This window comes from Turicibacter sp. T129 (genome assembly GCF_025594975.1).
GTDB classification, from domain to species: domain Bacteria; phylum Bacillota_I; class Bacilli_A; order MOL361; family Turicibacteraceae; genus Turicibacter; species Turicibacter bilis.
On sequence record NZ_JAMQUU010000003.1, the window covers coordinates 1 to 24,780 of the forward strand.

The following is a 24,780-nucleotide window of genomic DNA, read 5'->3' on the forward strand; positions in this document are numbered from 1 at the left end:
TGTTATTATTACCCGCTTACGGTATTGCCATTATTATGGTTGTCTTAATCCATGCTGATAGATTTTATGTTAGAACTGTCTTAAATCTTGATTCTTATTTAAATGCTGGAATTGGGGTTAATATTTTAGACAATTTGATTTGGGCTGCTGTGCCTATTTTCATCTTTATATCTGGCTACAAATATTATTTAAATATTATATCTACTAATCAAAATTGCTTCTATTTTATTAAAAAACAATTATCTAAAATTTTACCTTTATTTTTACTGATTAGTTTTGTTTTTATCTGTTTAAACTCTTTTAAATTGTTATTTGTACAAAACATTCCGTTAGTTAATGTTTTAATACAAGCTAGTATAAGTTTTTTAAAGATTTTTTTGGGATATAATATTGCTTATCAACTATGGTATATTCCATTATACTTTTTTATCATTATCCTATACCCATTAATAAAGAAAATAGTTCCTAATGATTTAATTCGTTTTATTTTATTAGCTATTCTTTCAATTACAGTAATTTGTTTAGGATTACTCTCTTATCCAATTAAATTCTTTTATTATTTAATATTTTTCGAATTAGGTGTTCAATTTAGTAAATATCAATTTCATCATAGAATTAGTCTTCTTCTAAACTTATGCATAGTAATAGCAGTTGTTTTCACTTGTACTATTAATAAGATTCCATCAATCGACACTTTTCTGAAACATCTTATTTTAAATCCTGTAATGGTTATCTTCTATTGGAAGCTGTCATTCTTAGTTTCTAATAATTCAATACTATTAAAATTAGGAAAGTACTCATTTTATATATTTTTATTTCATGAGCCCATTATCGTACGGGGGATTTCAGAATTAATAAATAGTACAGTAGTTTATTCTTCGTTTGCATATGTTTTCATGGTTACTGGTCTATCTATTATTGTCACATTACTATTTGTTAAAATTTATTTATATGGAAAAAGTAAACGGGTAATAATATGGATAAAAAAGGCTACCAATTCTGTAAACTAAGTTACAGGTTTGGTAGCCTTTTTATAAATTGAAACTATTTGTCATTGCTGGAATCTTTATCTACTAATGCGATTTGATGAGTTAATTCTTTAATTTTCTCTTGTAATTGACTAACACGGATTGTTAATAAAAAGATCATGATAAACATAAAGAAGATAACAATGAAGAATATTGAATTAGCTGGAGATTCAAATCCAAGTAAATTAGAGATTACATATGGAATTTGTGGGAAAATACTGCAAATGAAGAAAATACAAATTCCGATAATCCAGACGATGATATCATCAATACGTACATTAGATTTTCTTACTTTACGAATAATGTACCAATAAGTGAAAATACAGCCAATAATCAGGATAAGTTGTAATTGAAATTTAATTATTCCATTAAAAAGAAACACAGTAAATCACTACTTTCTAAAGTTTTGAATGAATAAAATGCTGATTAACATTCTCGACATATATTTAATACTATTTGTAATATTTAAATAACTTTCACCTGCGATACGCTCATCCATTTCAACGTGAACTTCTTTAATCACAGCCCCCTTTTTTAGTTGGTAGGCAATTGTATCTGGCTCTGGTGGATAGTTCATATTAAAGGCAAATTCTTTAATTAATTTGTTACTGATGGCACGCATTCCACTGGTTGGATCTTTAACCTCAACCCCTGTTGTAAGTTTTGTTACAAAAGTGATAATTCGAGATCCAATCATACGGGCATTCCATGGTTTTTTTGAGTTAACAAAGCGAGAACCGATAACGATATCAGCTCCACTTTCAATCCCATGTACTAAATCTTCGATATATTCTGGGCGATGCTGTCCATCTCCATCATATTGAATGGCAATATCGTAATTATGATGATAAGCATATTTGTAACCTGCTTGAACAGCTCCCGCGAGACCTAAATTGACAGGCAAATCTATAAAGTTATAGCTATTCTTTTCACAGATGAATTTTGTATTATCTTTAGAACAATCATTAACAACAACATAATCATATTGCGGATAAGATGTAACAAGCATATTTACAACGCGTTCAATATTTTCCTCTTCGTTGTAAGCTGGTATAATGATTAACGTTTTCATCTCTACACTCCAATCTTCTCCTATTATATACATTTACTAATTTTATCATAGATAATAAGAAGCGACACTATTTTTTTCACATATCCCTTTTTTATCTTAAGTTTTTTCGTATTAATAAGATAATGTAGAATTTTACTTGTATTTAGTTATTTAATAGGATAAGATATCTTTTGTATAACGTTCAAAAAATGAACATAAAGGTTGTGAGTTAAATGAATGAAATTTTAATGAAGATTAATAAAAATCCGGGAATCAATCAACGGACATTAGCTAGTTTATGTCATTTATCACTTGGGAAAGTAAATGCTTTAATCGAAGATATTGAACAGAACGGATTCATTAAAAAAGAGATTAAGGGAAGAGAGCACCGTTATTTTATTACAGCAAAAGGATTACAATTTTTAGAGCAGCTGATTCGAAAATCAAAAGAAACAGTGATTGATTTACATATAGATGAGAATTCTAATTTAAATACAGCAGTCATTTTAGCAGCGGGTCGTAATCAACAATTTACTGAACCTATCTGCTTGCAATCGATTGGTGAAACAACATTAATTGAGCGAATGATTAATCAGTTAACATTTTTAGACATTGAAAAGATTATCGTTGTTGGGGGATATCACATTGATAAAATTCGTGAGGTTTTACCGGAACATGTATTAGTCGTATCAAATGAAGATTACAAATGGACAGGAACGATGGCTTCATTAGCTAAAGCAGAACCCTATCTTAATGAAGATTTTTTATTAATCGAAAGCGATATTGTTGTGGAGACGGCAGGATTAAAAGAATTAATTGAGGATCATAATCGAGATTCTGTCTTAATTACTGCTGAGAGTGGATCAGGCGATGAGGCGTTTGTTGAAATTCGAAATCAACGTTTATTTAAAATTTCCAAAGATATTGCTCAACTCAATCGAATTGATGGTGAGATGATTGGAATCAGTAAGTTATCATATGAATATTTCGCTAAAATGATGGAGTTCTATGAAGATAATCAAAATCCATATTTAAACTATGAGTATTTAATGTTAGATGTGGCACATACGTATACATTAGGATATAACAAAATCGATAGTTTGTTATGGCATGAAATTGATGATGTCCGACATTTAGAATTAGTTCAGTCAAAATTAATGAAACGAATTCATAAAAAAGAAAAAATGTTACATTTAGAATCTTTAAAGGTACTTGTTAGTGAATGTTTGAATATTGATATGAACCAAGTCAAACAAGTTGCTGCTATTGGTGGGATGACGAATAAGAACTATAAAGTGATGATTGATGATGAAAATTATGTGTTACGTGTCCCTGGAAATGGAACAGAGAAAATGATTAGTCGTGTAGATGAAATTAAAAATGCCGCTTTTGCTCATGAAATTGGAGTTGATGCAGATCTAATTTATTTTAATGAACAAACAGGAATTAAGATTTCAAAATTTATTGAGGATGCCCAAACCCTCAGTCCTGAAGGAGCGAAAAAACCATATGTAATGAAGAAGATTTGTCAACTATTGAATCGACTTCATCAATGTGGGCGTGAAATGGAAAATGAATTTAACGTTTATGAAAAGATTGAATCATATGAGCAATTGTTGAACGAATTAAAAGGAGAGTATTACGACGATTATCAATCGGTTAAACAACAAGTCTTACAGTTAAAAGAATTGATGGATGACTTAGAAATAAAGCTAGCTCCTTGTCATAATGATACATTGGCTGAAAACTTTATTAAAGATGAACAAGATCAATACTATTTAATTGATTGGGAGTATGCAGGTATGAATGATCCGATGTGGGATGTCGCTGCTCATTGTTTAGAAAATGGATTCAACTCAGATGAAGAAGAATTATTTTTAAAAACTTATTTTAAACAAGAACCAAAAGAGTCATATAAAACGCGTGTCTTAATCAATAAGATTTATCAAGATTTTTTATGGAGTTTATGGACAAAAGTGAAAGAAGCCAGTGGTGATGATTTTGGTAATTACGGAATTGAACGCTATAATCGTGCCAAAGAAAATCTTAAATTATTAGCTGATAAGTTGGAGGGGTAGAGAATGAGTTATGGGTTATTATCTGGATTGCTTTGGGGATTAGATACGGTTTTACTTGGTATCGTTATGGCGATGTCTCATTTTGTCCAAACCGAACAAATTATCTTTTTAGCTCCATTTATTAGTACATTTTTCCATGATACATTTTCAAGTCTTTGGTTATTACTTTATTTAATTTTCAAAGGTCAATTTAAACAGATGATTGGAAAGATTAAAAGTAGAAGTGGACGTTTTATTATGTTAGGGGCATTACTTGGAGGTCCTGTTGGCATGACAGGCTATTTATTAGCCATTAAATATTTAGGTCCTGCTTATACGGCAATTATTTCTTCACTGTATCCAGCTTTAGGGGCTTTATTATCGTACTTATTTTTGAAAGAGAAGATGAAAAAAAGCAATATTCTAGGGCTCATGATTAGTATTTTAGGAATCATTAGTTTAGGATATAGCCCACAAGGAATGCCGACTCATCTTGTGATGGGATTCATCTTTGCGCTTTTATGTGTGTTTGGATGGGCATCTGAAGCTGTCATTTGTTCATATGGAATGAAGGATGATGAATTGACGCCGAATCAATCACTATTTATTAGACAATTAACCTCTGCTATAACTTACGGTGTCATTATTATTCCACTAATTCAAGGCGTAAATTTTACATTAGCCACATTATTAGATCGATCGCTACTACTAATCCTGTTAACCGCTCTAGCGGGAACACTTTCTTATTCATTTTATTATAAAGCCATTCATAAGATTGGTGCTACAAAGGCGATGTCATTAAATATTACGTATTCGGCTTGGGCTGTTTTGTTTGGGATTGTGCTTCAAGGGAATAGTATTGATTTAAAGTCCGTCATTTGTGGTGGCTTGATTATCATGGGATCAATTTTAGCAGCTGGTGATTTATCAGAATTTAAATTAGTTGAAGCAAAATAGGAGGAAATCATGAGAGCGATTATTTTAGCAGCGGGAATGGGAACGCGTTTACGCCCATTAACATTAAAAACACCTAAACCATTAATTCCAGTTCAAGGAGAACCGATGGCCGAACGCCAAATTAAGTTTTTACATGAAAAAGGAATTAAAGATATTACCATTGTAACAGGATATCTGAATGAATCATTCTATTATCTACAAGAAAAGTACGGGGTAAAATTAGTCCATAATGATAAATATAATGAATATAATAACCTTTATACGATGTATTTAGTTAAAGAATTTTTACCGAATTCATTTGTGTTAGAAGGTGATGTTTATTTAAATCGTAATATATTAGATGAAACGGTAACAGAGTCAACTTATTTTAGCGCTCGAAAATCTAATTTTAATAATGAGTGGATGTTAAAGATAGGAACAGATGGATATCTAGACAATATTGTTGTTGGTTCAGATCATGAAGAGTTAATCATGTGTGGAGTTTCTTATTGGAACCAAGAAGATGGTGAATTTTTAAAGGCAAAACTAGAGCAAGCTGTTGAACAAGGCGAATTTGAACAGTTATTTTGGGATAATTTAGTGAAGGATTCTTTAGATGAGTTAAAAATTAGAGTACGTGAATTACGATCAGATGATTTATTTGAAATTGACTCATTAGATGAATTAAATGAATTAGAAGAATTATTACAAAATAAATAATGAAAAGGCTGTGTTAACTAATGAGTTTGACACAGCTTTTATTGTCAATAAATGATATAAAAATATATAATTTGTGGAAAATATGGTATAATCTTTAATTGAAATTATATATAAGGGTGTGGAGAGAGTATGAATCATAAGAGAAAGTATTTAGTTGTCTTTCTTTTAGCGACTATTATAATAAATAGTTTCCAAATAGTGGCGAATGCAAGTAGTTTTGGTTTCATGGATTCGTTTGAAAATCCCATATTACCAGAGGAGGAAGAGTTAGTATTACCAGGGATGTATGAAGAAGTGAGTATCGAAGATATTCCAACAGAGAGTCGAGCTGTCGTAAGATCGGCTGAGGCTGGAAGATGGGTTTGGCCAACAGCAGAATTTTATCCTATTATTTGTAAATATTTATGTTATAAAAACCATCATGCAATTGATTTATATGCCCCAACAGGAACGGCTGTGTATGCAGGTCGTGATGGAGTTGTTGAGCAAGTCATTTCAACTTGTCCAAACATGTTCGCTAATCAAAAAGAGTGCGGTGGTGGATATGGAAATTACATCACGATTAAACATGCAACAGGTGTTTATTCACGTTATGCCCATTTAAATTCAGTTGATGTGAAAAAAGGTCAAAAAGTATCAGCTGGACAAAAAATTGGAACAATTGGGACATCAGGTCGAGTAGGAGCTGCTCATTTACATTTTGAAATTCGTCAGGATACACGAGGAATGGCAGCTGGTGGTTGGGATCCACTAGATTCAACTCGTTTTAATTACGTTTTACCATCAGAAAAAAACTCAGCAAAGGTTGGTTGGGTGAAAGAAAGTAATCAATGGTATTACTATAAAGGTGGTAAAAAACAAACTGGCTGGCAAAAAGTTGATGGGACTTGGTATTATTTAAATTCAAGTGGGGTCATGCAAACTGGGTGGTTAAAAGATCGAGGAACTTGGTATTATTTAAAATCAAGCGGAGCGATGGCTACTGGTTGGGAAAAAGTTAATGGAACATGGTATTACATGAATGCAAGTGGAGCGATGCAAACCGGCTGGCAAAAGCTTGATGGGGCATGGTATTATATGGATTCAAGTGGAGCGATGTTAACCGGTTGGCAAAAAATCAATGGAACATGGTATTACATGAACTCAAGTGGAGCCATGTTGACTGGATGGCAAAATATTGGAGGCGCACGCTACTACTTAAATTCAAGTGGAGCGATGTTAACTGGTTGGCAAAAGCTTGATGGGGTATGGTACTATATGGATTCCAGTGGAGCGATGTTAACCGGTTGGCAAGACATTGGAGGCGCGCGTTATTACTTAAATTTATCTAATGGAGCCATGTTAACCGGATGGCAAAAAATTGATGGAAACTGGTATTATTTCTATAGTGGTGGATCAATGGCAACAAATACTGAAATTGATGGATGGTCAATTGATGCAAACGGAATTGCAACGAAAATTGAAGCTGTACAAAATGGTTGGCTACAAGTTGGAAATGATAAATTATATTATATTGAAGGTGTAGCTCAAATCGGGTTAGTTGATATTGAAGGCGCACGTTATTATTTCAATGAAAATGGAATGATGCAAACCGGGTGGCAAATCATCGATAATGTCAAATATTATTTCTATGAATCAGGACAAATGGCAACTTCAACTGAAATCGATGGATGGTCAATTGATTCAAACGGAATTGCAACGAAAATTGAAGTTGTGCTAAATGGTTGGCAAAAAATCGATGGTGATTGGTATTATTATGTCAATAACGTTAAACAAACAGGTTGGTTAACATTAGGAAACGATAAGTATTACTTAAAAGCTGATGGAAAAATGATGAGTGATGAATGGTTAACTCAAAATAATAAAAAATATTATTTCGCAGCAAGTGGTTTAATGAAAAAAGGTTGGATCGAGTGGCGTCATCAATGGTATTACACGAACCAAAATGGTGAAATGCTAACGAGTGGAACTGTGGATGGATGGATTATTACGCCAAGTGGAATGGCATATCTTCCAGGTCGAATGAATCCAGATTATGTTGTTAATAAATCAATTGAACGTTTATTAAATTTAGAAGGATTTGTTTATAATCCTAACCTAACTAGCAGTAATGCTAAGCATACGACCATAACAGGACAACCAGGTTATGATGAAGCATTAACAGAAGCAGTCGTTGTAGAAGTTTTAACAAGTGGAAAATCTCAATTTAATGTGTATTTAGATGAAAATACAGTACATATCTTTATAAAATAATTGAAAAGCTCCTAGCAATCGATGAGATTAAGCTAGGAGTTTTTGTATAGAAAAATGAAGCTTATCATATTTAAGTAGGCATAATAAAAGATAAAAAGATAGTACTTTTATTGCTGCCTCTAAATGATCAAACAGATTGATAGTAAGAAAGAGATATAGAGATTAATTCTAATCGAGTTCTGAGCATGGAAACCGTTATTAAATTATAGTATAATATAGAAATCATTATCGATTTGGATTATGATTAGACAGGATAGGTCATATAGAGTTAGCTATATTAGTAAGGAGATTATTATGTTATCATTGCTTTTATTAATTATATTGTTTGTTTTATATAGCCAATTAGTTGGTCAGGCGGCTTATTCTTATTTTCCTGAGATATTAGGAAAGATTAAATATAAGTGGCCAATTGGTTTCTTTATTATTTTAGGATTAATTCAACTTGTTTCATTTCCACTTCAGGTCATGCATGTCTCGATGCAGGTGGTTGCTATTTGTTATGCATTGATTTTTTTAATCTTAAGTATTTTTGTGTTCCGTTATTTATATGCAGCTTACTGTGATAAAAGATTAGAGATATTTAAGTTTAAAAAAGCACATTTAATGGAATACTTGTTGATATTACTATTTATCGGTTTTAATTTTATGATTTGCTTTTCAACCAATTCTTTTAATGATACGAATGCTGATCAAAGTTTTTATATTACGTTAGTTGAAAATAATGTGGGAGCTGAACAGATTAATGGAATCTTACCTCTAAGTGGTCAGATTGGTTGGTTAGACTCTTATTATAACTTCCAAGCCTTTTACCTATTCTTAACGTTTTTATCAATGATATTTAATTTAGACGCAGTATTGGTCATGGCTTGGTTTGTGCCCGTCTTGTTATGGTTAACGGTTTCAATGACATTTTTAAATTTAATTTACTATTTTAATCGTTCTAATAAATCATGGAAAACAATGTTTATTTTTATTATTTTATGGTCTTTTGTTTCATTATTTGACTACTTTGTTAGATATAATGTCTATGGAAATAATATTCGACTTTTTGTCTTTGCTTATTTAATGATGGGGTATGCGGATTACTTTAAAAGTCCTAAGCTTCGTACGTTAATATTATGTGGACTTCTTTGGGCCAGTGCAAGCTCTTTTCAATCGACAGCTTTGTTTTTAGGGATCATGATCATGGTAGCCATAGGGATTTATGAATTATTTTATCATCGAAAAGAGTTAATCTTACCTTTGATTTTTAGCGCGATGCCACTTCTTGTTTACGCAGCTTTCTTCTTATCTTATCGTTCAACAACATTACTAGGAGTGATCATAGGGGCTGCAGTTTTCTTACTAGCTATTCTATCGTGCAATCAACAAACAAAGTCAGTACTTAATCGCTTCTTTTATAGTCGATTTTTTAGAGGTATTCTTGTTCTTGGTGTCATTGGAATGACAGTGTTATCTATGAAGATGGTTCCTTCTTTAAATGAAGAGGTTTCGATTTCACCGCGTTATTTTATTGAATTTTTATTTGATAAGTATGCCCCTAGACGCAATTATATAATAGAAAAGAACTGGTCAATGTTGTTATTAGCCTTAATACGTGATGGTTTATTTTTATTATATCTAGTCGCAATTGTGCAGTTTAAAAAACTAAATGAAACATTAAAATTCGCATTTATTACCCAATGGATCATCATTCTTATTTTTTATAATCCACTTGTATCTGCCTTTGTTAGTACGTACTTCACTGGTAGTGTGTACATGCGTACAGGGGATGTCATCATGTCACTATTTTTGATTGCGGGAATACTCGTTTATTTTGTTAATCATTCAAAGTTTCGTGAAGTTGTTATTGTCTTAGTATGTTTATCAGCCATTCAACTAGCAACGAAAACACATCAGTATTTGACCCACGATTTTAATCAGATAGGTAATACGCAAACCTTTAATCATCTATACCGTATGGATCAAGATATTATTGATACGGCTAACTATATTGAAGCTTTTGTAGAAGAACACTATAGCGGAGAGCGTCCTAAAGTGTTGACTACTCAGTTAGAGCTCAACTATTTTGCTCATAACTATGAAATGCTCTATACTGTCAATGAAGAACGACGTGTCTTTAATGACAGTTATCGTCAAGCTAAACCAGAATTATATCTGTTACGTGATGGCTTACGTAAATCATATGAGCAATCAGAAGAGCAGCAACGACAATTTAAACAAATTCTAGAACAATTAAAACCCGATATTATTGTTGTCCCAGCTATTGCTGCCCCATGGATACATGATTTATTTAATGAAGTTGCTTTAAAAATAGACGAGAACTCGTCATATAGCGTATACCAATTAATAAAATAATTGAATATGAATTCAAAAATCCATTTAATACCTCATAAACTAGAGGTCATTAATGGATTTTTTGCTGTTTAAGAATAATTGAGTAATATAGATCTGTTTATTTCGACCTCAAACTTTGAGTTATGCTATAGCTCTTATAGTTAAGGAGGTGAATTTTTTATAAAAGAAAATCGGATAATTGTTCCTGTTTAGCTCATAGAATTGAATTTAAATTCAGCTATCCACTATGAGATAGAAGGTTCTAATTCAGCTTGTAGATTCAAAATGAATGGTACTGAAGTAAATATCTGTGGTAAGAGGATAAGTTCTACACATTGCTTTATTGAAGATATTTAAATCTGCTAGTTGATTTCTCGAATATTCACAATCCCTCGGCTAGTCAGATTTATAGTTAAATTTTCTTTGGTTACCTATATATACAATCATAAAAGTAAAAAAAAAAGATTAAAATGTAGAAAAAAGTATGTTAAAATAGTGATGATGTTAAAGAACAGAAAAAAATTATTCATTTATTGGGATTAAATGGATAATGAGGATGGAAAGGGAGTTGACAATGGAAAATACAGAGTATGAAATTGATTTAAAAGAAATCTTTCACATGCTACAAAAAAGATGGGTGCTGATTACAGGTATAACAGTATCTGCTTTAATTATCTCAGCAATCGTGAGTTTCTTTATCTTAACACCTATTTATGAGGCGTCAACTACGATGATTGTTAGTTACAAGCAAAATCAAGAATCTATCATGACTTATAATGACTTACAGACAAGTCAAAAGTTAGTAGCAACTTATACAGAGATTTTAAAAAGTGAGCGTACTTTAGACGAAGTTATTAATAAGTTAAACTTAGAACTGTCACCTAAGGAATTAATTGATAAGATTTCTGTTTCACAAGTTGGGCAAACAGAAATTTTAAAATTAACAGTTAAAGATGAAGATCCGGAGTTAGCAACTTTAATTGCAAATACGATTGCTCAAGTCTTCCAAGAAGATATTTATCAAATGATGGAAGTAGATAATGTTTCAACTATTGATATCGCTAAAGTTCCTGAGAATCCAACATCTCCAAATAAGATGATGAATATCGCTATTGCCGGTGTATTAGGATTAATGATTAGTGTAGGATTAGTCTTTGTATTAGAATTTTTAGATCGTACATATAAAACACCGACAGATGTTGAACGTCATTTAGGATTACCACTAATCGGAGCGATTCCAGACATGCTGTTAGAACAAGGGAAATAGGGAGAGAGAAAAATGAGTTCAGAATTAATTACGATTACTAACCCTAAGTCACCTATTGCTGAAGCTTATCGTACATTAAGAACAAACATTCAATTTTCTAATGTTGATGAGGATTTAAAAGTGATTTGTGTGACAAGTTCGGGACCTTCAGAAGGAAAGACAACGACAAGTTGTAATTTAGCAGAAACTTTTGCACAATCGGGAAAACGCGTATTATTAATTGATGGAGATTTACGTAAACCACGGGTTCACAAATTATTTAAAATTTCAGGGACTAAAGGATTAACAAATTTATTAGCAGGTCAGTCGACGTTAGAAGAGGTAACAAGCTATGCTGGATCAGATTTAACAGTTATTCCATGTGGACCAATTCCGCCAAATCCTTCAGAGTTAATTTCTTCAAATCGTATGAAAGATTTAATAGCAAACTTACGACAACAGTATGATGTGGTTATTATTGATGCGCCACCAGTTGGGGTTGTTACTGATAGTGCCATTCTTTCAACAATTGTCGATGGAACATTACTAGTCGTTGCTTCTGGTAAAACAGAAATTGATGAAGCAAAACGTGCCAAGCAATTGCTGGAAAATGTTAACGCCCGAATTCTTGGAGTGGTTATGACGATGATTCCAGTGACGAAAAAAGGATACTATGGTTATCAATACTATAGCTACGAAGAGGAAGTTCACCCAGCAAGAAGAAAGCGTGGTTTCTTTTTAAAAAAATAGTCTATTCAATTGGGGATTTAATAGGCTGTGAAATTTAAGAGAGTTAATCAGGGTAGAGATAAATACATTAAAAAGTGAAAAAGCTTGAAGATTATTTTTAAAGATGTTTATTTAGCATACCTATTGTGTTTAGTAAACATCTTTTTTAGTGAGGTGAAATGAAAATGGCGTATTGTAGAGAGAGTGAACTCTTAGCTAAAAAAAAAGAACTAGTAAATGATCATATTGTTTATTTAGTGCTTAAGCGACTGATGGATATTGTAGGGGCAAGTCTTGGATTACTATTAGCCTCACCTATTATGCTAATCGTGGCTATTTTGATTAAGTTTGAAGATCCAAAAGGTCCGATTTTTTTCTCACAAGTTCGAAATGGAGCTTATCCAAAAACATTTAAAATGTATAAGTTTCGAAGCATGTATATCGATGCGGAAGAACGACTTGAAGAGTTAATGCATCTCAATGAACAAAGTGGCCCAGCTTTTAAAATCAAAGATGACCCACGTATCACGAAGGTTGGAAAGTTTATTCGTAAGACGAGTTTGGATGAACTCCCTCAACTGTTTAATGTGTTAAAAGGAGACATGAGTTTAGTTGGACCACGTCCAGCCATTCCACGTGAGATTGAACAATATACGCCGTATCAAATGCAACGATTACTCGTTAAACCGGGACTTACTTGTATTTGGCAGGTGAGCGGTCGTAATAACATCGGCTTTGATGAATGGGTGGAACTTGATATTGAATACATTAAAACACGTAATTTATGGCTCGATATTAAATTAATTTTAATGACGATACCAGCAATGCTTGGTGATGAAAATGCGAGTTAATTTTGTTTTAGATAAATATAAAAAAATGAAAATAGAGGAGATAAAATGAAAATTTGTTTAGTTGGATCGAGTGGAGGTCATTTACAACATTTATTATTACTTGAAAAATTCTGGATTAAACATGATAGACATTGGGTAACGTTTCAAAAGGAAGATGCTATATCAGCATTGAAAAATGAATCTACTACCTGGTGTTACTATCCTACAAATCGCAATATAGTAAATTTAGTTAAAAACACATTTCTTGCTATTAATGTTTTAAGAAAAGAAAGACCAGATTTAATCATTTCAAGTGGAGCGGCCGTTGCAATTCCTTTTTGTTATATTGGAAAATTATTTGGGATAAAAGTAGTATATATTGAAGTTTATGATAGAATAGATTCTCCCACATTAACTGGGAAAATTGTTTATCCAGTTGCTGATAAATTTATTATCCAGTGGGAAGAACAACGTAAATTTTATTCTAAGGCTATCAATTTAGGAGGGTTATTTTGATATTTATTACTGTAGGAACACATGAACAACAATTAGATAGATTATTTATTGAAATACAAAGGTTAATCGAAAATAAAATAATAACAGAAAAAGTTATTGCACAAATTGGCTATTCTAGCAGTTTAACAGATGAAATATATCATAAAAGGTTATTTACGATAGAGGAAATGGATTATTATATCAACAATGCAGACATTATTATCACACATGGTGGACCAGGGTCAATATTTTTAGCATTACAGCATAAAAAGATTCCAATTGTTGTTCCAAGAAACCCCATTTATGGTGAACATGTAGATCAGCATCAAATAGATTTTTGTCGTAGGTTATCAAAAGAGAAGAAGATTATTTTAGTTGAAGAAATTAGTGAATTAGCATTCTACATTAATGAATATAATAAAATTGTTCAAGCGATGCCTAACTTAAATCAAAATAATAATTGTTTTGTTGAAAAGTTAGAAAAAGAAATTGAACAGTTATTCAAATAAAAGTTAGGTGAGATTGTTGAAAATACGATTAAATTCTATAATTAGTTATATTTTACCAACTGTTTTTGTATGTCTCTTCTTCCAAAGATTATATGTAAGTAATCCAGAACAATTAGCAAATCGAATATGGATATGTAGTGGTTTAGGTATCATAATTTTATTTATAATTTTTTATGCTTATAAATCCGAAAGAAAAATTGATTTGTTTATTACAATCAGTATATATTTATTACTATTATACTCGTTGATTAGTTTTTTATTTCTAAAAAGACCTATTAATGAATTAATTAAATATTTTATATTTTATATATATATATTTCTAGCATTTCATTCTAGAAATGTTAATTTTAATTTAATTTGTAAGACTTTAATAGTAGTAGGTTTCTTATATTCTATTATTGACTATATAAATAACGTTGAACGTGTTACAGGTTTTATGTGGAGTAGTCCCACAATTTTTTCGTTAATTATACTAACAGCAGCTCTATATATTTATGATAAGAAAAAAGGTTATCAAGATTATATTTATTTATTCATTTCATTTATAATTATCTTTCTAACAAAGTCGCGTACCTCAATAATGTTATTTGGTATAGTTATTATAATTAACTATTTCAGAAAGAAAAGTTGGAGTAGAAGATTTTTTGTTATATGGGTCAGTGCTATATTATGTGGAATAATATTATTGGGAATAAATAATGTTTCTTCTTCTCTAAATATCACACCAATAGAAGTAAGAGAGAATCAAGATCAGAGTGATAAAACACGTATCTCTTTAACGATGATGGGGATTAATGCATTTCAAGTGGATAAAAATAAACAGTTATTAGGGTATGGACTAGGTTACTCTTATAAAGAAATAGGAAAGGGATATCCGTTACACAATGATATTTTAACACTTTTAATAGACTATGGATGGTTAGGATTTTTTATTATATTATTAATAGTTATTATGCGTTTTAGAACTATTAATATAGAAGGATGGATTATTCTATTCTTTTCCTGTATTCATAACATTGTTTTATTTCCTTTACTTCCTTATTTTGTATTATCAATAGCAAGGAAAGGAGATAATACTGATAATGAATAAAATTTGTTTTATATGTCATACACCGCATCATATTAATTTAGCCATGGTTTTAGTTGAGCAAACTGCACAAAATGCAGACATTATACTATATGAAGATTTTAAAATAGAGAAGGATACAAAGAAGAGATTGAATATATTTTTCGAAAATGTTTTCATATTACCCGGCAAAGTTAATGAAAAAAATCAATCATTATTTTTATTACTATTGAAGATAATAAAGGATTCAAGGATAGTGAGAGCTTTTTCATCATCACTAATCAGTTATAAACAGGTATACGTATTTAATGATTATTATATTAAAAATCAATTTTTGTGTAACTATGCAAAACAAAAAGGTGCAACTATAATAGGTGTCGAAGATGGATCCGCTGCTTATTGTAATATAAACATTAGTAGAAATAAACAGATGAAGTTGAGAACATTTGTAGATAAAATACTATATTGGAAGAGTGGATATATATATGAAGACATAAGCTGTTTTGGAACATTTAGTCTGATTTCATACTTCTATGCTTTATTGCCTACGTATATAAGAAAGGAATTAAATAAAGCTAAAATAACTCAAATTGATACAAACAAATATATTGAAATTTTAAAAAGTAATTACTCATTTGAATCTTATAAAATTAAAGATAGTATTGTCGTATTTTTAGATCATAGTAGTTCTATAGAAGATAAGACTTTTTATGAAAAAATGATAATAGATTTGCAAACTAGATATAATAATGTTTTTTTAAAATATCATCCTCGAGAAGATGTGAGATTTATAAATCATCAACTTGTTCGTGAATTAAATCAAAATCATGCTGGAGAACAAATAATATTTAATAGTAAAAATTCAATATTTATAGGTAATTTAAGTACAGTATTTTTAACTGGAATTTTAATAAATCAAAATGATAATGAGTTCATATCTATAAGTGATATGGTTAAAAGCGGTTTGCAAGATGAATATTTAAAACTAGTTCTCCAATCCAATAGTGTAAAATTCCCTATTGATAGCGATAGTTTATTTAGTATTGTGGATAGTAAAGCTAGGGAGTGGTATATAAGTGAGTAATAAATTTGTTAAATCAAGTATTATTTATTTTTTAGGAAACATTTTTTTAAAAGGAATAAACTTTTTTACTCTACCTATTTTTACAAGATTAATGTTACCTAGTGATTACGGTATGTATTCTTTATATTCGGCATCATTAGGAATATTAATGATATTAGTTGGGCTACAAATTCAAGGAACAGTCAGTTTAGCATACACAAATAGAACACAAGAGCAGTTTGATAGCTATGTATCTAATATTACTTTATTTCCTTTTATAGGAGTTTTTCTTTCAATAATCTTAGTAATTCTTGTTCCGTTTAGTAGTGATATATTAAGTGTTCCCTCAAAAGCATATGGGATTATAATGATTTTCCAATCTTTTTTTAATATTATAATTATGATATATCAAGCAGAATTAACGATAAAACAGAAGCCTAAACAGCATTTTATACTATCTATTGTTACTGCCTTAGTAAGTACAGCATTATCTATAGGTTTTATATTAATGTTAAAGGATAACACTTATTTTGCTCGTGTTATTTCAGGAGCCTTAGGTAATTTAATTATTATGATATATATTTATTTGCATCTTTGGAAAAGAATTGATTTTAAGACTTTAAAAAATGATTGGCATTATGGTTTACAGTTATCTCTACCTTTAGTATTTCATAATTTATCTGGACAAATATTAAATGTTGCAGATAGATTTATGTTAGTTCATTATACTAGTGAAGAGGATGTTGCATTATATAGTTTTGCTTATAACCTCGGAATGATTTTACAAATGATTTGGTTATCAGTAAATAATGCTTGGGTACCATGGTATTTTGATAATTTAAAGAGAAAAAAGTTCAATATAATTCAAGAATATTGTAAAGAGTATATTTACTTTTTTACTTTAATCACCATATTACTTATATTAATTGTACCAGAATTAGTGATTATTATGGGAGGAAAACAATATATAGATGCCATATATATTACTCCATTAATTTTATTAGGATATTATTTTGTTTTTTTATATAGTTTTTATGTCAACTTCCAATTTTATAGAGAGAATACAAAGTTGATACCAATAGCAACTATTATAGCTGCAGTTTTTAATATTATATTTAATATTATTATAATACCAAAGCACGGTGTATTAGGAGCAGCTATGTCAACTGCTATTTCATATTTTATTATGCTATTGTTACATTGTATTGTAACTTTATACATTTTAAAGCATAGAGATTTCCCAGAGAGATATGTTTTTATTAGTAGTCTTTTTATCTCGATTCTAGTAAGTATCTCATATTACATTATGAATAGCATCATAATACGATTGATACTTGCTGTATCGGCTATAATGATATATGGGGTGCATATTTTTGTAATATTAATAAAAAAAAGGAGAGATTTAAAGAATGGAATATAAAGATAAAATTTTAGCTATTATTCCTGCCCGTGCAGGGAGTAAAGGGATTAAGGATAAAAATATTATTGATTTAAATGGCAAGCCATTAATTGCTTATTCAATTGAAGCTGCAAAAAAGTCTAAGTATATTGATCGTATTGTCGTTTCAACTGATGGCGAACAAATTGCTAAGGTAGCGAAAGAGTGGGGAGCGGATGTTCCCTTCTTAAGACCTGATTATTTAGCATCAGATACTGCTAAAACGATTGATGCGATGGTGCATTGTATTGAGACTTTAAAAGAGATGGGGGATGAGTACGATTATGTTGTTCTTTTACAACCAACTCAACCTTTGAGAACAGCTAAACATATTGATGAAGCAATTGAACAATTAATTAGTTCTGGAGAAGAAAGTTTAGTCAGTATCTCAAAAGTTAAAGATCATCCGATTTTAATTAGAACACTAGATGATACCGGCCATGTAGTAAATTTATTAAATACATCAAGTACTCAACGTCGTCAAGATTTTCCTGATTATTATAAAGTTAATGGAGCTATTTATGTTAATAAATTAAACGAAAATTTTAATTTAGAAACTAGTTTAAATGATAATCGATTAGCTTATGTGATGAATGAAAAATATGACGTCGATATTGATGAACTATTAGATTTAAAAATTGCTGAGTTAATGTTGACCAATAATTTAAGTCTGAAAGAAAAGGAAAGAAAGGTGAAGCATGGGTGAACGGCTTAACGGGAATTGATATTACGATTGTCATTGTTTATTTATTGGTTGTATTAGCAGCTGGACTATACTTTTCAAAAAGTCCAATGGAAGGAAAGTCTTATTTTAAAGGAGATGGAACGATTCCATGGTGGGTGACATCAGTTTCAATCTTTGCAACATTATTAAGTCCCATTTCCTTTTTATCAATTGCGGGGAACTCATATAGTGGAACGTGGTTATTATGGTTTGCGCAACTAGGAATTTTTATTGCAGTACCATTAACTATTAAATTATTTTTACCAGTCTACAGTAAACTTAAAATTGATACTGCTTATCATTACTTAGAACTACGATATGAAAGTAAAGGTTTACGTGTATTAGGTGCTATTTTATTCATTATTTATCAAATTGGACGTATGTCAATTATTATGTATTTACCATCAATTGTATTATCTCAATTATTAGGGATTAATACTAATTTACTAATTGTTATTATGGGAATTATTGCGATTGTTTACTCATATGGTGGAGGATTGAAGTCTGTTGTATGGACAGATTTTATTCAAGGCGTTGTATTAATAGCCGGTATTTTATTCACATTAGTGTATTTAATTTTCTCTATTGATGGAGGAATTGTTGAAATCTTTAATACTTTATCAATGGATAAATTTTTAGCCCCAAATGAAGTTGTCTTTGATCCAAATATCTTAAAATCAAGTGTTTTCATTATTTTAGTCGGAGCAGGAATTAATACGTTCTCTTCTTATATTTCAAGTCAAGATGTTGTTCAACGCTTTACAACAACAACAGATATTAAAGAATTACGTAAGATGACATTTGGAAATGGATTTTTATCAATCGGAACAACAACGGTTATTTACTTAATCGGAACAGCATTATATATTTTTTATCATCAAAATCCACAGTTATTACAGACAGCACAACAAGATCAAATCTTTGCATCATTTATTGTGTATCAATTACCAGTTGGGGTCTCAGGTATTTTATTAGCGGCGATTTATGCTGCCTCTCAATCAACGTTATCAACGGGGTTAAATTCTGTGGCAACAAGCTGGGTGTTAGATATTCAGGGATGTTTTAAAAAACAAATTTCGACTGAAAAGCAGACTCAAATTGCTAAATTTGTTTCATTAGGTGTTGGAATTGTTTCTATTATTGTTGCTATGATTCTAGCGAATGGAGAAATTAAATCAGCTTATGAATGGTTTAATAGCTTTATGGGATTAGTACTAGGAGTATTAGCCGGTATCTTTGTATTAGGGGTAATCAATAGAAAAGCGACAAAGTTAGGGGCTTATGCAGGATTTATCATATCTGCTATCATTGTGATTAATTTAAAGTATAATCATCCTGAAGTCACATCATGGAGTTATTCTATTGTGACAATTGCCACTTCATGTGTTGTAGGATTTGTTGTAAGTTATATTGAAGAAAAGGTAAAGAGTACAAAGCATAATAAATTAAGTATGACTGAATTTGAACAGGATAAGGGGATTTAGAATGAAAAACTATATGCAAATTGGGAATCGTAAAATTGGTGAAGATTATGCCCCATTAGTTATTGCAGAGATTGGAATTAATCATGAAGGATCGTTAAAAACAGCGTTTGAGATGGTAGATGCAGCTTATGAAGCTGGGGCTGAAGTAATTAAACATCAGACACATGTGGTTGAGGATGAAATGTCAAAAGCTGCAAAAGAAGTGATTCCAGGAAATACAGATGTTTCAATTTATGACGTGATGGCACGTTGTGCATTAAATGAGGAAGATGAGATTAAATTAAAAGAATATGTTGAATCTAAAGGGATGATTTTCATTAGTACGCCATTTTCACGTGCAGCAGCGGAGCGCTTAGAGCGTATGGGAGTTCAAGCTTATAAAATTGGTTCAGGAGAATGTAATAATTATCCATTAATCGATTTAATTGCCTCATACGGAAAACCAATTATTTTATCAACGGGAATGAATGATATTGAAAGTATCCGTAAATCAGTTGAAATCATGGAGAAGCACGGGGTTAAATATTCATTATTACATTGTACTAATCTTTATCCAACACCTGCTCATTTAGTTCGTTTAGGTGGAATGATTGAATTACAAAATGAATTCCCTAATGCCATCATTGGGTTATCTGATCATACGATAAACAACAACGCTTGTTTAGCAGCAGCAGCTTTAGGGGCATCGGTTTTAGAACGTCACTTTACAGATTCAAAAGACCGTCCAGGACCAGACATCGTTTGCTCAATGGATCCAAAAGAATTAAAAGAACTCATTGATGGAAGTGCTCAAATCCAACAAATGCGTGGTGGAAAAAAAGAAGCAGCTAAAGAAGAACAAGTGACCATTGATTTTGCATTCGCCACAGTTGTGACAACAAAAGAGTTAAAAAAAGGTGATGTATTAACTCATGATAACATTTGGGTAAAACGTCCAGGTACAGGTGAAATTAAAGCTGAACACTATGAATCATTAATGGGGCGTGTCATCAATAAAGATATCGAATGTGACGAGCATCTTTCATGGGCTGATTTGGAGGCGTAACAATGAAGAAGATACTTTTTTTAACAGGAACACGTGCTGATTATGGAAAATTAAAATCATTAATGAAAAGGGTTGAAACAGATTCAAATTTTGAATTACACGTCTTTGTAACCGGAATGCATATGTTAAGTAAATATGGATCAACCTATCATGAAGTAGAAAAAGACGGATTCAAAAATATTTATAAATATATTAATCAAAAATCAAGTTCACATGACCAAATGGATATCTCACTTAGTAACACGATTACAGGATTGAGTAATTATTGTGATGAAGTGAAACCAGATTTAATCGTGGTTCATGGCGACCGTTTAGAAGCTTTAGCAGGAGCTATCGTTGGGGCCTTTAATAATATCAAAGTCATGCACATTGAAGGTGGAGAAGTATCAGGAACAATTGATGAATCGATTCGTCATGCGATTACAAAAATGGCTCACTTCCACTTGGTAGCAAATGATGAAGCGAAAAAACGTATTTTACAATTAGGAGAAAAAGAAGAATCAGTCTTTGTTTTTGGATCACCTGATTTAGATATTATGTATTCCGATACGCTTCCCAACATGGATGAAGTAAAAGATAAATACGGAATTCCATTTGAAACATTTAGTATTTTAATGTATCATCCGGTTACCACAGAAGTTGATCAATTACCACAGAAGGTTAAAAATGTGGTCGATGCCGTCATTGAATCAGGTAGACAATATGTTGTGATTTATCCAAATAATGATCATGGAAGTGACGTCATTTTAAAAGAATACAGACGATTTGAAAATCATCCAAACTTCTTAGTTTATCCATCGATGCGCTTCGAATACTTCTTAACGTTACTAAAAAACTGTGACTTCATTATTGGTAATTCAAGTTCGGGAATTCGTGAGGCCTGTGTTTATGGAAAGATGGCGATTGATTTAGGATGCCGTCAAAGTGGGCGTTATAGGGAAGAGACCGTTAATATTCTTCACTGTGACGAAGATACTTCTCAAATTTTAGCTTCTATTCAAGCCGCTCTTCAAACTCATCCGTATTGCGCCTCATATTTTGGAGACGGAAAAAGTGATGAAAAGTTTATAGAGATTGTTAAGAATTCAGCTATCTGGGAATCTGAAATTCAAAAGCGTTTTATTGATGTAGATTTCTAAGATTAATCCATGATTATATTGTGTTTCATTTTATTATTAGAATTAATATACTGTTTCATAAGATAAAACAATATCATTTAAACATTAATTAGATAACATTATTATCACAGATGAATTGAACATTAGCTCACATTATATGTTACTTATATTAGAGAAATTAGGCATATATGAAAGTGAGCTAGTGTTTTTTTCTTTTAAAATTAGAAGCTTTTGTAAACATACGTTTAAAGGAGGAAGAAAATTTGAAGAAAAAAGTAGGAATCATATTATGTGTAATTTTTAGTTTACTAGTCTTAATATTAGGTGGTAGTCTTTTTGCCGCGAATCATTTTTACTCAAAGGTAGAGACGACAGAGTCTTTAAAGCCCGAAGATGTTGGAGTTTCAGAGGGGCTTGTTCAAAAAGAGGAAGAGTCTAATATTGTTAATATTGCTGTTTTAGGGATTGATCGTGATGGTGATGGATCGAATGGTCGTAGTGATGCGATTAAGGTGATTTCTCTTGATATGAACAGTAAAAAGGTGAAGCTGACTTCGTTTCAGCGTGATACATTGATTTATATTCCTAATCCTGAAAATGATTTTGATAAGTTAAATCATGCGTATTGGTATGGAGGCGCTCCATTAACGTTAAAGACGTTAAATTATAATTTTGATTTAGATATTACGCGTTATGTGGCGTTTAATTTTGATGCGATTGAGCATATTATTGATACGATTGATGGAATTGAGCTAGATGTTCATGAGAATGAGTTAAAGGTGACGAATGATTATATTAAAAGTTTAAATTCTGCATCTTCTAATGATGTTGATGCTCCTTATTTAACTAAAGGTGGATTACAAACTTTATCAGGTCGACAAGCGATGGCATATATGCGTAATCGTTATGTGGGTGATGATTTTGATCGAATGAATCGTCAGAACAAAGTTATGGAAGCGATGATTGATAAAGTGATGAATCAAAGTTATACGGAACTATTAGGCTTGCTAGACGCTTGTTTACCTTATGTGGAAACGAATTTAACGATGAATGAGATGATTAGTTTTGGAACAAAAGTTTTAACATTTGACTTAAAAAATATTGAGCAAACACAAATTCCAGCTTCTGATAATAAAAACAAAACGGTAAGCTATAAAGGATATAGTCCGCTTTATGTCATGAATAGTTATCAGGACTTAGTACGTGATGTGCATGCGTTTATTTATAATGACACTGAGTATCAGCCCTCACCAACTGTCATTGAGACTGAGGCGGCAATCTATGAAACGTTTGGACGAGTTGAGTAAAGTAAAAAAGGAACCTTCGAGGGAAGGTTCCTTTTGTTATGTATTAAGCTTGTTTTAATTCTTTTAAGTAGGCAATGACTTGATCTTTTAAGTCATCGCGGTTTAATGAGAAGTCAATGGTTGCTTTAATGAATCCGAATTTATCTCCAACATCGTAGCGTTGTCCTTCGAAGTCGTAAGCGTAAACGGCTTGACGGTCCATTAAGCGGTCGATCGCATCTGTTAATTGAATTTCACCACCAGCTCCAGCTTCTTGTGTTTCTAACATTTCAAAGATTTCTGGAGTTAAGACGTAGCGTCCCATCACGGCTAAATTAGATGGTGCTTCTTCTTGTTTTGGTTTTTCAACCATTCCAGATAATTTCACCATACGCCCCTCTGGTTGATGTGATTTTGATGGCTTCATGATTCCGTACTTAGAAACGTCCTCATCAGCTACGGTTTGAACCCCCATAATTGAGCATCCATTTTTCTCATAGGCTTGAATTAATTGTTTTGTTGCTGGGTTTTCATCGTTCACCACGATGTCATCTCCTAATAAAACAGCGAATGGTTCATTTCCAATGAAGGTTTTCGCACATAAAATCGCATGTCCTAATCCTTTTGCTTCTTTTTGGCGTATGTAGTGAATTTGAGCCATATTTGAAATGTTTTGTACCATTTCAAGCATGTCAGTTTTTCCTTTTTTGGCTAACGTATCTTCAAGTTCATAGGATTTATCGAAATGATCTTCAATTGAACGTTTTGTTGAGCTTGTGACGATTAAGATTTCTTCGATGCCTGAAGCAATCGCTTCTTCAATAATGTATTGAATCGTTGGTTTATCAACGATTGGTAACATTTCTTTTGGTTGTGATTTTGTCGCTGGTAAAAAGCGTGTTCCGAATCCCGCTGCTGGAATCACGGCTTTACGAACCGGTTTTCTCATAACTCTCTAACTCCTTCTCTTTTTCCCATAAAGATAGGTAAATTATATCATGTATTTACAAATTTGCCTATATTTAGTTGGGTTTAAAAGTGAAATTAAAAGTTCTATTTTTCATTGTTTTGCATAGGGTTAAAGTAGTGGAAATAAAAATGAAAAGCATCATACGTATAAAGGTCTGGGTTTTGAAATAGAAGTGCATTGGACGTTAAGTGATGAAGATTTTTTAATTCATTTAATTTTAAATTATGATATTACTCCTTGGATGAAATAGCATCCTAATTTAAGTTGATCATATATATTGAAAATCAACTAAATCTATTAAAGCTAACTGGATTTTCATTGTATTTACTGTATATTTGTCATCTTTAACTTAATCTTGAGTTAAGCGAGAGATAAATGATTGAATCGATAGAGGA

Annotated in this window: 22 protein-coding genes; 19 read left to right on the forward strand and 3 right to left on the reverse strand. The window is 31.4% G+C overall.

The window, feature by feature from the left end; genetic code table 11:
* A partial coding sequence (locus NEH75_RS00225) for an acyltransferase family protein (RefSeq protein ID WP_262941288.1) occupies nt 1-1,010 on the forward strand: 1,010 nt, incomplete at its 5' end.
* Nucleotides 1,011-1,044: 34 nt separating this feature from the next.
* Here the strand turns inward: NEH75_RS00225 and NEH75_RS00230 are convergent.
* Nucleotides 1,045-1,410, reverse strand: coding sequence for a DUF2304 domain-containing protein (locus tag NEH75_RS00230; RefSeq protein ID WP_262941289.1), 366 nt, complete (start codon nt 1,408-1,410; stop codon nt 1,045-1,047).
* A 9-nt stretch (nt 1,411-1,419) separates the two neighbouring features.
* A complete protein-coding gene (locus tag NEH75_RS00235) occupies nt 1,420-2,100 on the reverse strand; it encodes a glycosyltransferase family 2 protein (RefSeq protein WP_262941290.1) in 681 nt (226 codons plus the stop codon).
* 212 nt (nt 2,101-2,312) lie between these two features.
* Here NEH75_RS00235 and NEH75_RS00240 point away from each other — a divergent pair, with 212 nt between their 5' ends.
* The 18 genes from NEH75_RS00240 (at nt 2,313) to NEH75_RS00325 (ending at nt 23,436) form a co-directional block, all read left to right on the forward strand.
* Nucleotides 2,313-4,157, forward strand: a complete 1,845-nt coding sequence (locus NEH75_RS00240; RefSeq protein WP_262941291.1) for a phosphotransferase — start codon at nt 2,313-2,315, stop codon at nt 4,155-4,157.
* 3 nt (nt 4,158-4,160) lie between these two features.
* Nucleotides 4,161-5,093, forward strand: a complete 933-nt coding sequence (locus NEH75_RS00245; RefSeq protein ID WP_262941292.1) for a DMT family transporter — start codon at nt 4,161-4,163, stop codon at nt 5,091-5,093.
* Between the two features lie 9 nt (nt 5,094-5,102).
* Nucleotides 5,103-5,792, forward strand: coding sequence for a sugar phosphate nucleotidyltransferase (locus NEH75_RS00250; protein ID WP_262941293.1), 690 nt, complete (start codon nt 5,103-5,105; stop codon nt 5,790-5,792).
* Nucleotides 5,793-5,921: 129 nt separating this feature from the next.
* A complete protein-coding gene (locus tag NEH75_RS00255; RefSeq protein WP_262948287.1) occupies nt 5,922-8,045 on the forward strand; it encodes a peptidoglycan DD-metalloendopeptidase family protein in 2,124 nt (707 codons plus the stop codon).
* A 294-nt stretch (nt 8,046-8,339) separates the two neighbouring features.
* A complete protein-coding gene (locus tag NEH75_RS00260) occupies nt 8,340-10,403 on the forward strand; it encodes a DUF6077 domain-containing protein (RefSeq protein ID WP_262948288.1) in 2,064 nt (687 codons plus the stop codon).
* A 553-nt stretch (nt 10,404-10,956) separates the two neighbouring features.
* Nucleotides 10,957-11,649 (forward strand): YveK family protein, encoded by a 693-nt coding sequence (locus tag NEH75_RS00265; RefSeq protein ID WP_262948289.1) that lies wholly within the window; start codon nt 10,957-10,959, stop codon nt 11,647-11,649.
* A gap of 12 nt (nt 11,650-11,661) precedes the next feature.
* Nucleotides 11,662-12,378, forward strand: a complete 717-nt coding sequence (locus NEH75_RS00270) for a CpsD/CapB family tyrosine-protein kinase (RefSeq protein WP_262948291.1) — start codon at nt 11,662-11,664, stop codon at nt 12,376-12,378.
* 164 nt (nt 12,379-12,542) lie between these two features.
* Nucleotides 12,543-13,208 carry a sugar transferase gene (locus NEH75_RS00275; RefSeq protein ID WP_262948293.1) on the forward strand — a complete coding sequence of 222 codons (666 nt, stop codon included), beginning with the start codon at nt 12,543-12,545 and terminating at the stop codon, nt 13,206-13,208.
* A 45-nt stretch (nt 13,209-13,253) separates the two neighbouring features.
* Nucleotides 13,254-13,703, forward strand: coding sequence for a PssD/Cps14F family polysaccharide biosynthesis glycosyltransferase (gene pssD, locus NEH75_RS00280; RefSeq protein ID WP_262948295.1), 450 nt, complete (start codon nt 13,254-13,256; stop codon nt 13,701-13,703).
* On the forward strand, nt 13,700-14,191 hold the full coding sequence (locus NEH75_RS00285; RefSeq protein WP_262948297.1) for a glycosyltransferase: 492 nt from the start codon (nt 13,700-13,702) through the stop codon (nt 14,189-14,191). Before pssD ends, NEH75_RS00285 begins: the two co-directional genes overlap by 4 nt.
* Before the next feature lie 16 nt (nt 14,192-14,207).
* Nucleotides 14,208-15,281, forward strand: coding sequence for an O-antigen ligase family protein (locus NEH75_RS00290; protein WP_262948298.1), 1,074 nt, complete (start codon nt 14,208-14,210; stop codon nt 15,279-15,281).
* The gene (locus tag NEH75_RS00295) at nt 15,274-16,341 is read left to right on the forward strand and encodes an alpha-2,8-polysialyltransferase family protein (protein ID WP_262948299.1); all 1,068 of its coding nucleotides are present in this window, start codon (nt 15,274-15,276) and stop codon (nt 16,339-16,341) included. The genes NEH75_RS00290 and NEH75_RS00295 overlap by 8 nt, the downstream gene beginning before the upstream one ends.
* A complete protein-coding gene (locus tag NEH75_RS00300) occupies nt 16,334-17,740 on the forward strand; it encodes a lipopolysaccharide biosynthesis protein (protein WP_262948300.1) in 1,407 nt (468 codons plus the stop codon). The genes NEH75_RS00295 and NEH75_RS00300 overlap by 8 nt, the downstream gene beginning before the upstream one ends.
* Nucleotides 17,730-18,464 (forward strand): cytidylyltransferase domain-containing protein, encoded by a 735-nt coding sequence (locus tag NEH75_RS00305; protein WP_262948301.1) that lies wholly within the window; start codon nt 17,730-17,732, stop codon nt 18,462-18,464. The genes NEH75_RS00300 and NEH75_RS00305 overlap by 11 nt, the downstream gene beginning before the upstream one ends.
* Nucleotides 18,461-19,966: a sodium:solute symporter gene (locus NEH75_RS00310; RefSeq protein ID WP_262948303.1), complete on the forward strand. Its 1,506-nt coding sequence runs from the start codon at nt 18,461-18,463 to the stop codon at nt 19,964-19,966. Before NEH75_RS00305 ends, NEH75_RS00310 begins: the two co-directional genes overlap by 4 nt.
* 1 nt (nt 19,967) lies before the next feature.
* A complete protein-coding gene (neuB, locus tag NEH75_RS00315) occupies nt 19,968-21,011 on the forward strand; it encodes an N-acetylneuraminate synthase (RefSeq protein ID WP_262948305.1) in 1,044 nt (347 codons plus the stop codon).
* A gap of 2 nt (nt 21,012-21,013) precedes the next feature.
* On the forward strand, nt 21,014-22,150 hold the full coding sequence (gene neuC / locus NEH75_RS00320) for a UDP-N-acetylglucosamine 2-epimerase (protein ID WP_262948307.1): 1,137 nt from the start codon (nt 21,014-21,016) through the stop codon (nt 22,148-22,150).
* A 242-nt stretch (nt 22,151-22,392) separates the two neighbouring features.
* Nucleotides 22,393-23,436: an LCP family protein gene (locus tag NEH75_RS00325; RefSeq protein ID WP_262948309.1), complete on the forward strand. Its 1,044-nt coding sequence runs from the start codon at nt 22,393-22,395 to the stop codon at nt 23,434-23,436.
* Between the two features lie 43 nt (nt 23,437-23,479).
* Here the strand turns inward: NEH75_RS00325 and galU are convergent, their stop codons facing one another.
* Nucleotides 23,480-24,364, reverse strand: coding sequence for a UTP--glucose-1-phosphate uridylyltransferase GalU (gene galU / locus NEH75_RS00330; RefSeq protein WP_055305163.1), 885 nt, complete (start codon nt 24,362-24,364; stop codon nt 23,480-23,482).
* Nucleotides 24,365-24,780 lie beyond the last annotated feature (416 nt).

Excerpts from the sequence above, each read along its gene's own strand:
- NEH75_RS00265 (WP_262948289.1), top strand. The coding sequence starts at position 10,957 with ATGGAAAATACAGAGTATGAAATTGATTTAAAAGAAATCTTTCACATG.
- NEH75_RS00275 (WP_262948293.1), top strand. The coding sequence starts at position 12,543 with ATGGCGTATTGTAGAGAGAGTGAACTCTTAGCTAAAAAAAAAGAACTA.
- NEH75_RS00305 (WP_262948301.1), top strand. The coding sequence starts at position 17,730 with ATGGAATATAAAGATAAAATTTTAGCTATTATTCCTGCCCGTGCAGGG.
- NEH75_RS00295 (WP_262948299.1), top strand. The coding sequence starts at position 15,274 with ATGAATAAAATTTGTTTTATATGTCATACACCGCATCATATTAATTTA.
- NEH75_RS00255 (WP_262948287.1), top strand. The coding sequence starts at position 5,922 with ATGAATCATAAGAGAAAGTATTTAGTTGTCTTTCTTTTAGCGACTATT.
- NEH75_RS00245 (WP_262941292.1), top strand. The coding sequence starts at position 4,161 with ATGAGTTATGGGTTATTATCTGGATTGCTTTGGGGATTAGATACGGTT.
- NEH75_RS00250 (WP_262941293.1), top strand. The coding sequence starts at position 5,103 with ATGAGAGCGATTATTTTAGCAGCGGGAATGGGAACGCGTTTACGCCCA.
- NEH75_RS00240 (WP_262941291.1), top strand. The coding sequence starts at position 2,313 with ATGAATGAAATTTTAATGAAGATTAATAAAAATCCGGGAATCAATCAA.
- NEH75_RS00235 (WP_262941290.1), bottom strand. The coding sequence starts at position 2,100 with ATGAAAACGTTAATCATTATACCAGCTTACAACGAAGAGGAAAATATT.
- neuB (WP_262948305.1), top strand. The coding sequence starts at position 19,968 with ATGAAAAACTATATGCAAATTGGGAATCGTAAAATTGGTGAAGATTAT.
- NEH75_RS00260 (WP_262948288.1), top strand. The coding sequence starts at position 8,340 with ATGTTATCATTGCTTTTATTAATTATATTGTTTGTTTTATATAGCCAA.
- galU (WP_055305163.1), bottom strand. The coding sequence starts at position 24,364 with ATGAGAAAACCGGTTCGTAAAGCCGTGATTCCAGCAGCGGGATTCGGA.
- NEH75_RS00270 (WP_262948291.1), top strand. The coding sequence starts at position 11,662 with ATGAGTTCAGAATTAATTACGATTACTAACCCTAAGTCACCTATTGCT.
- neuC (WP_262948307.1), top strand. The coding sequence starts at position 21,014 with ATGAAGAAGATACTTTTTTTAACAGGAACACGTGCTGATTATGGAAAA.
- pssD (WP_262948295.1), top strand. The coding sequence starts at position 13,254 with ATGAAAATTTGTTTAGTTGGATCGAGTGGAGGTCATTTACAACATTTA.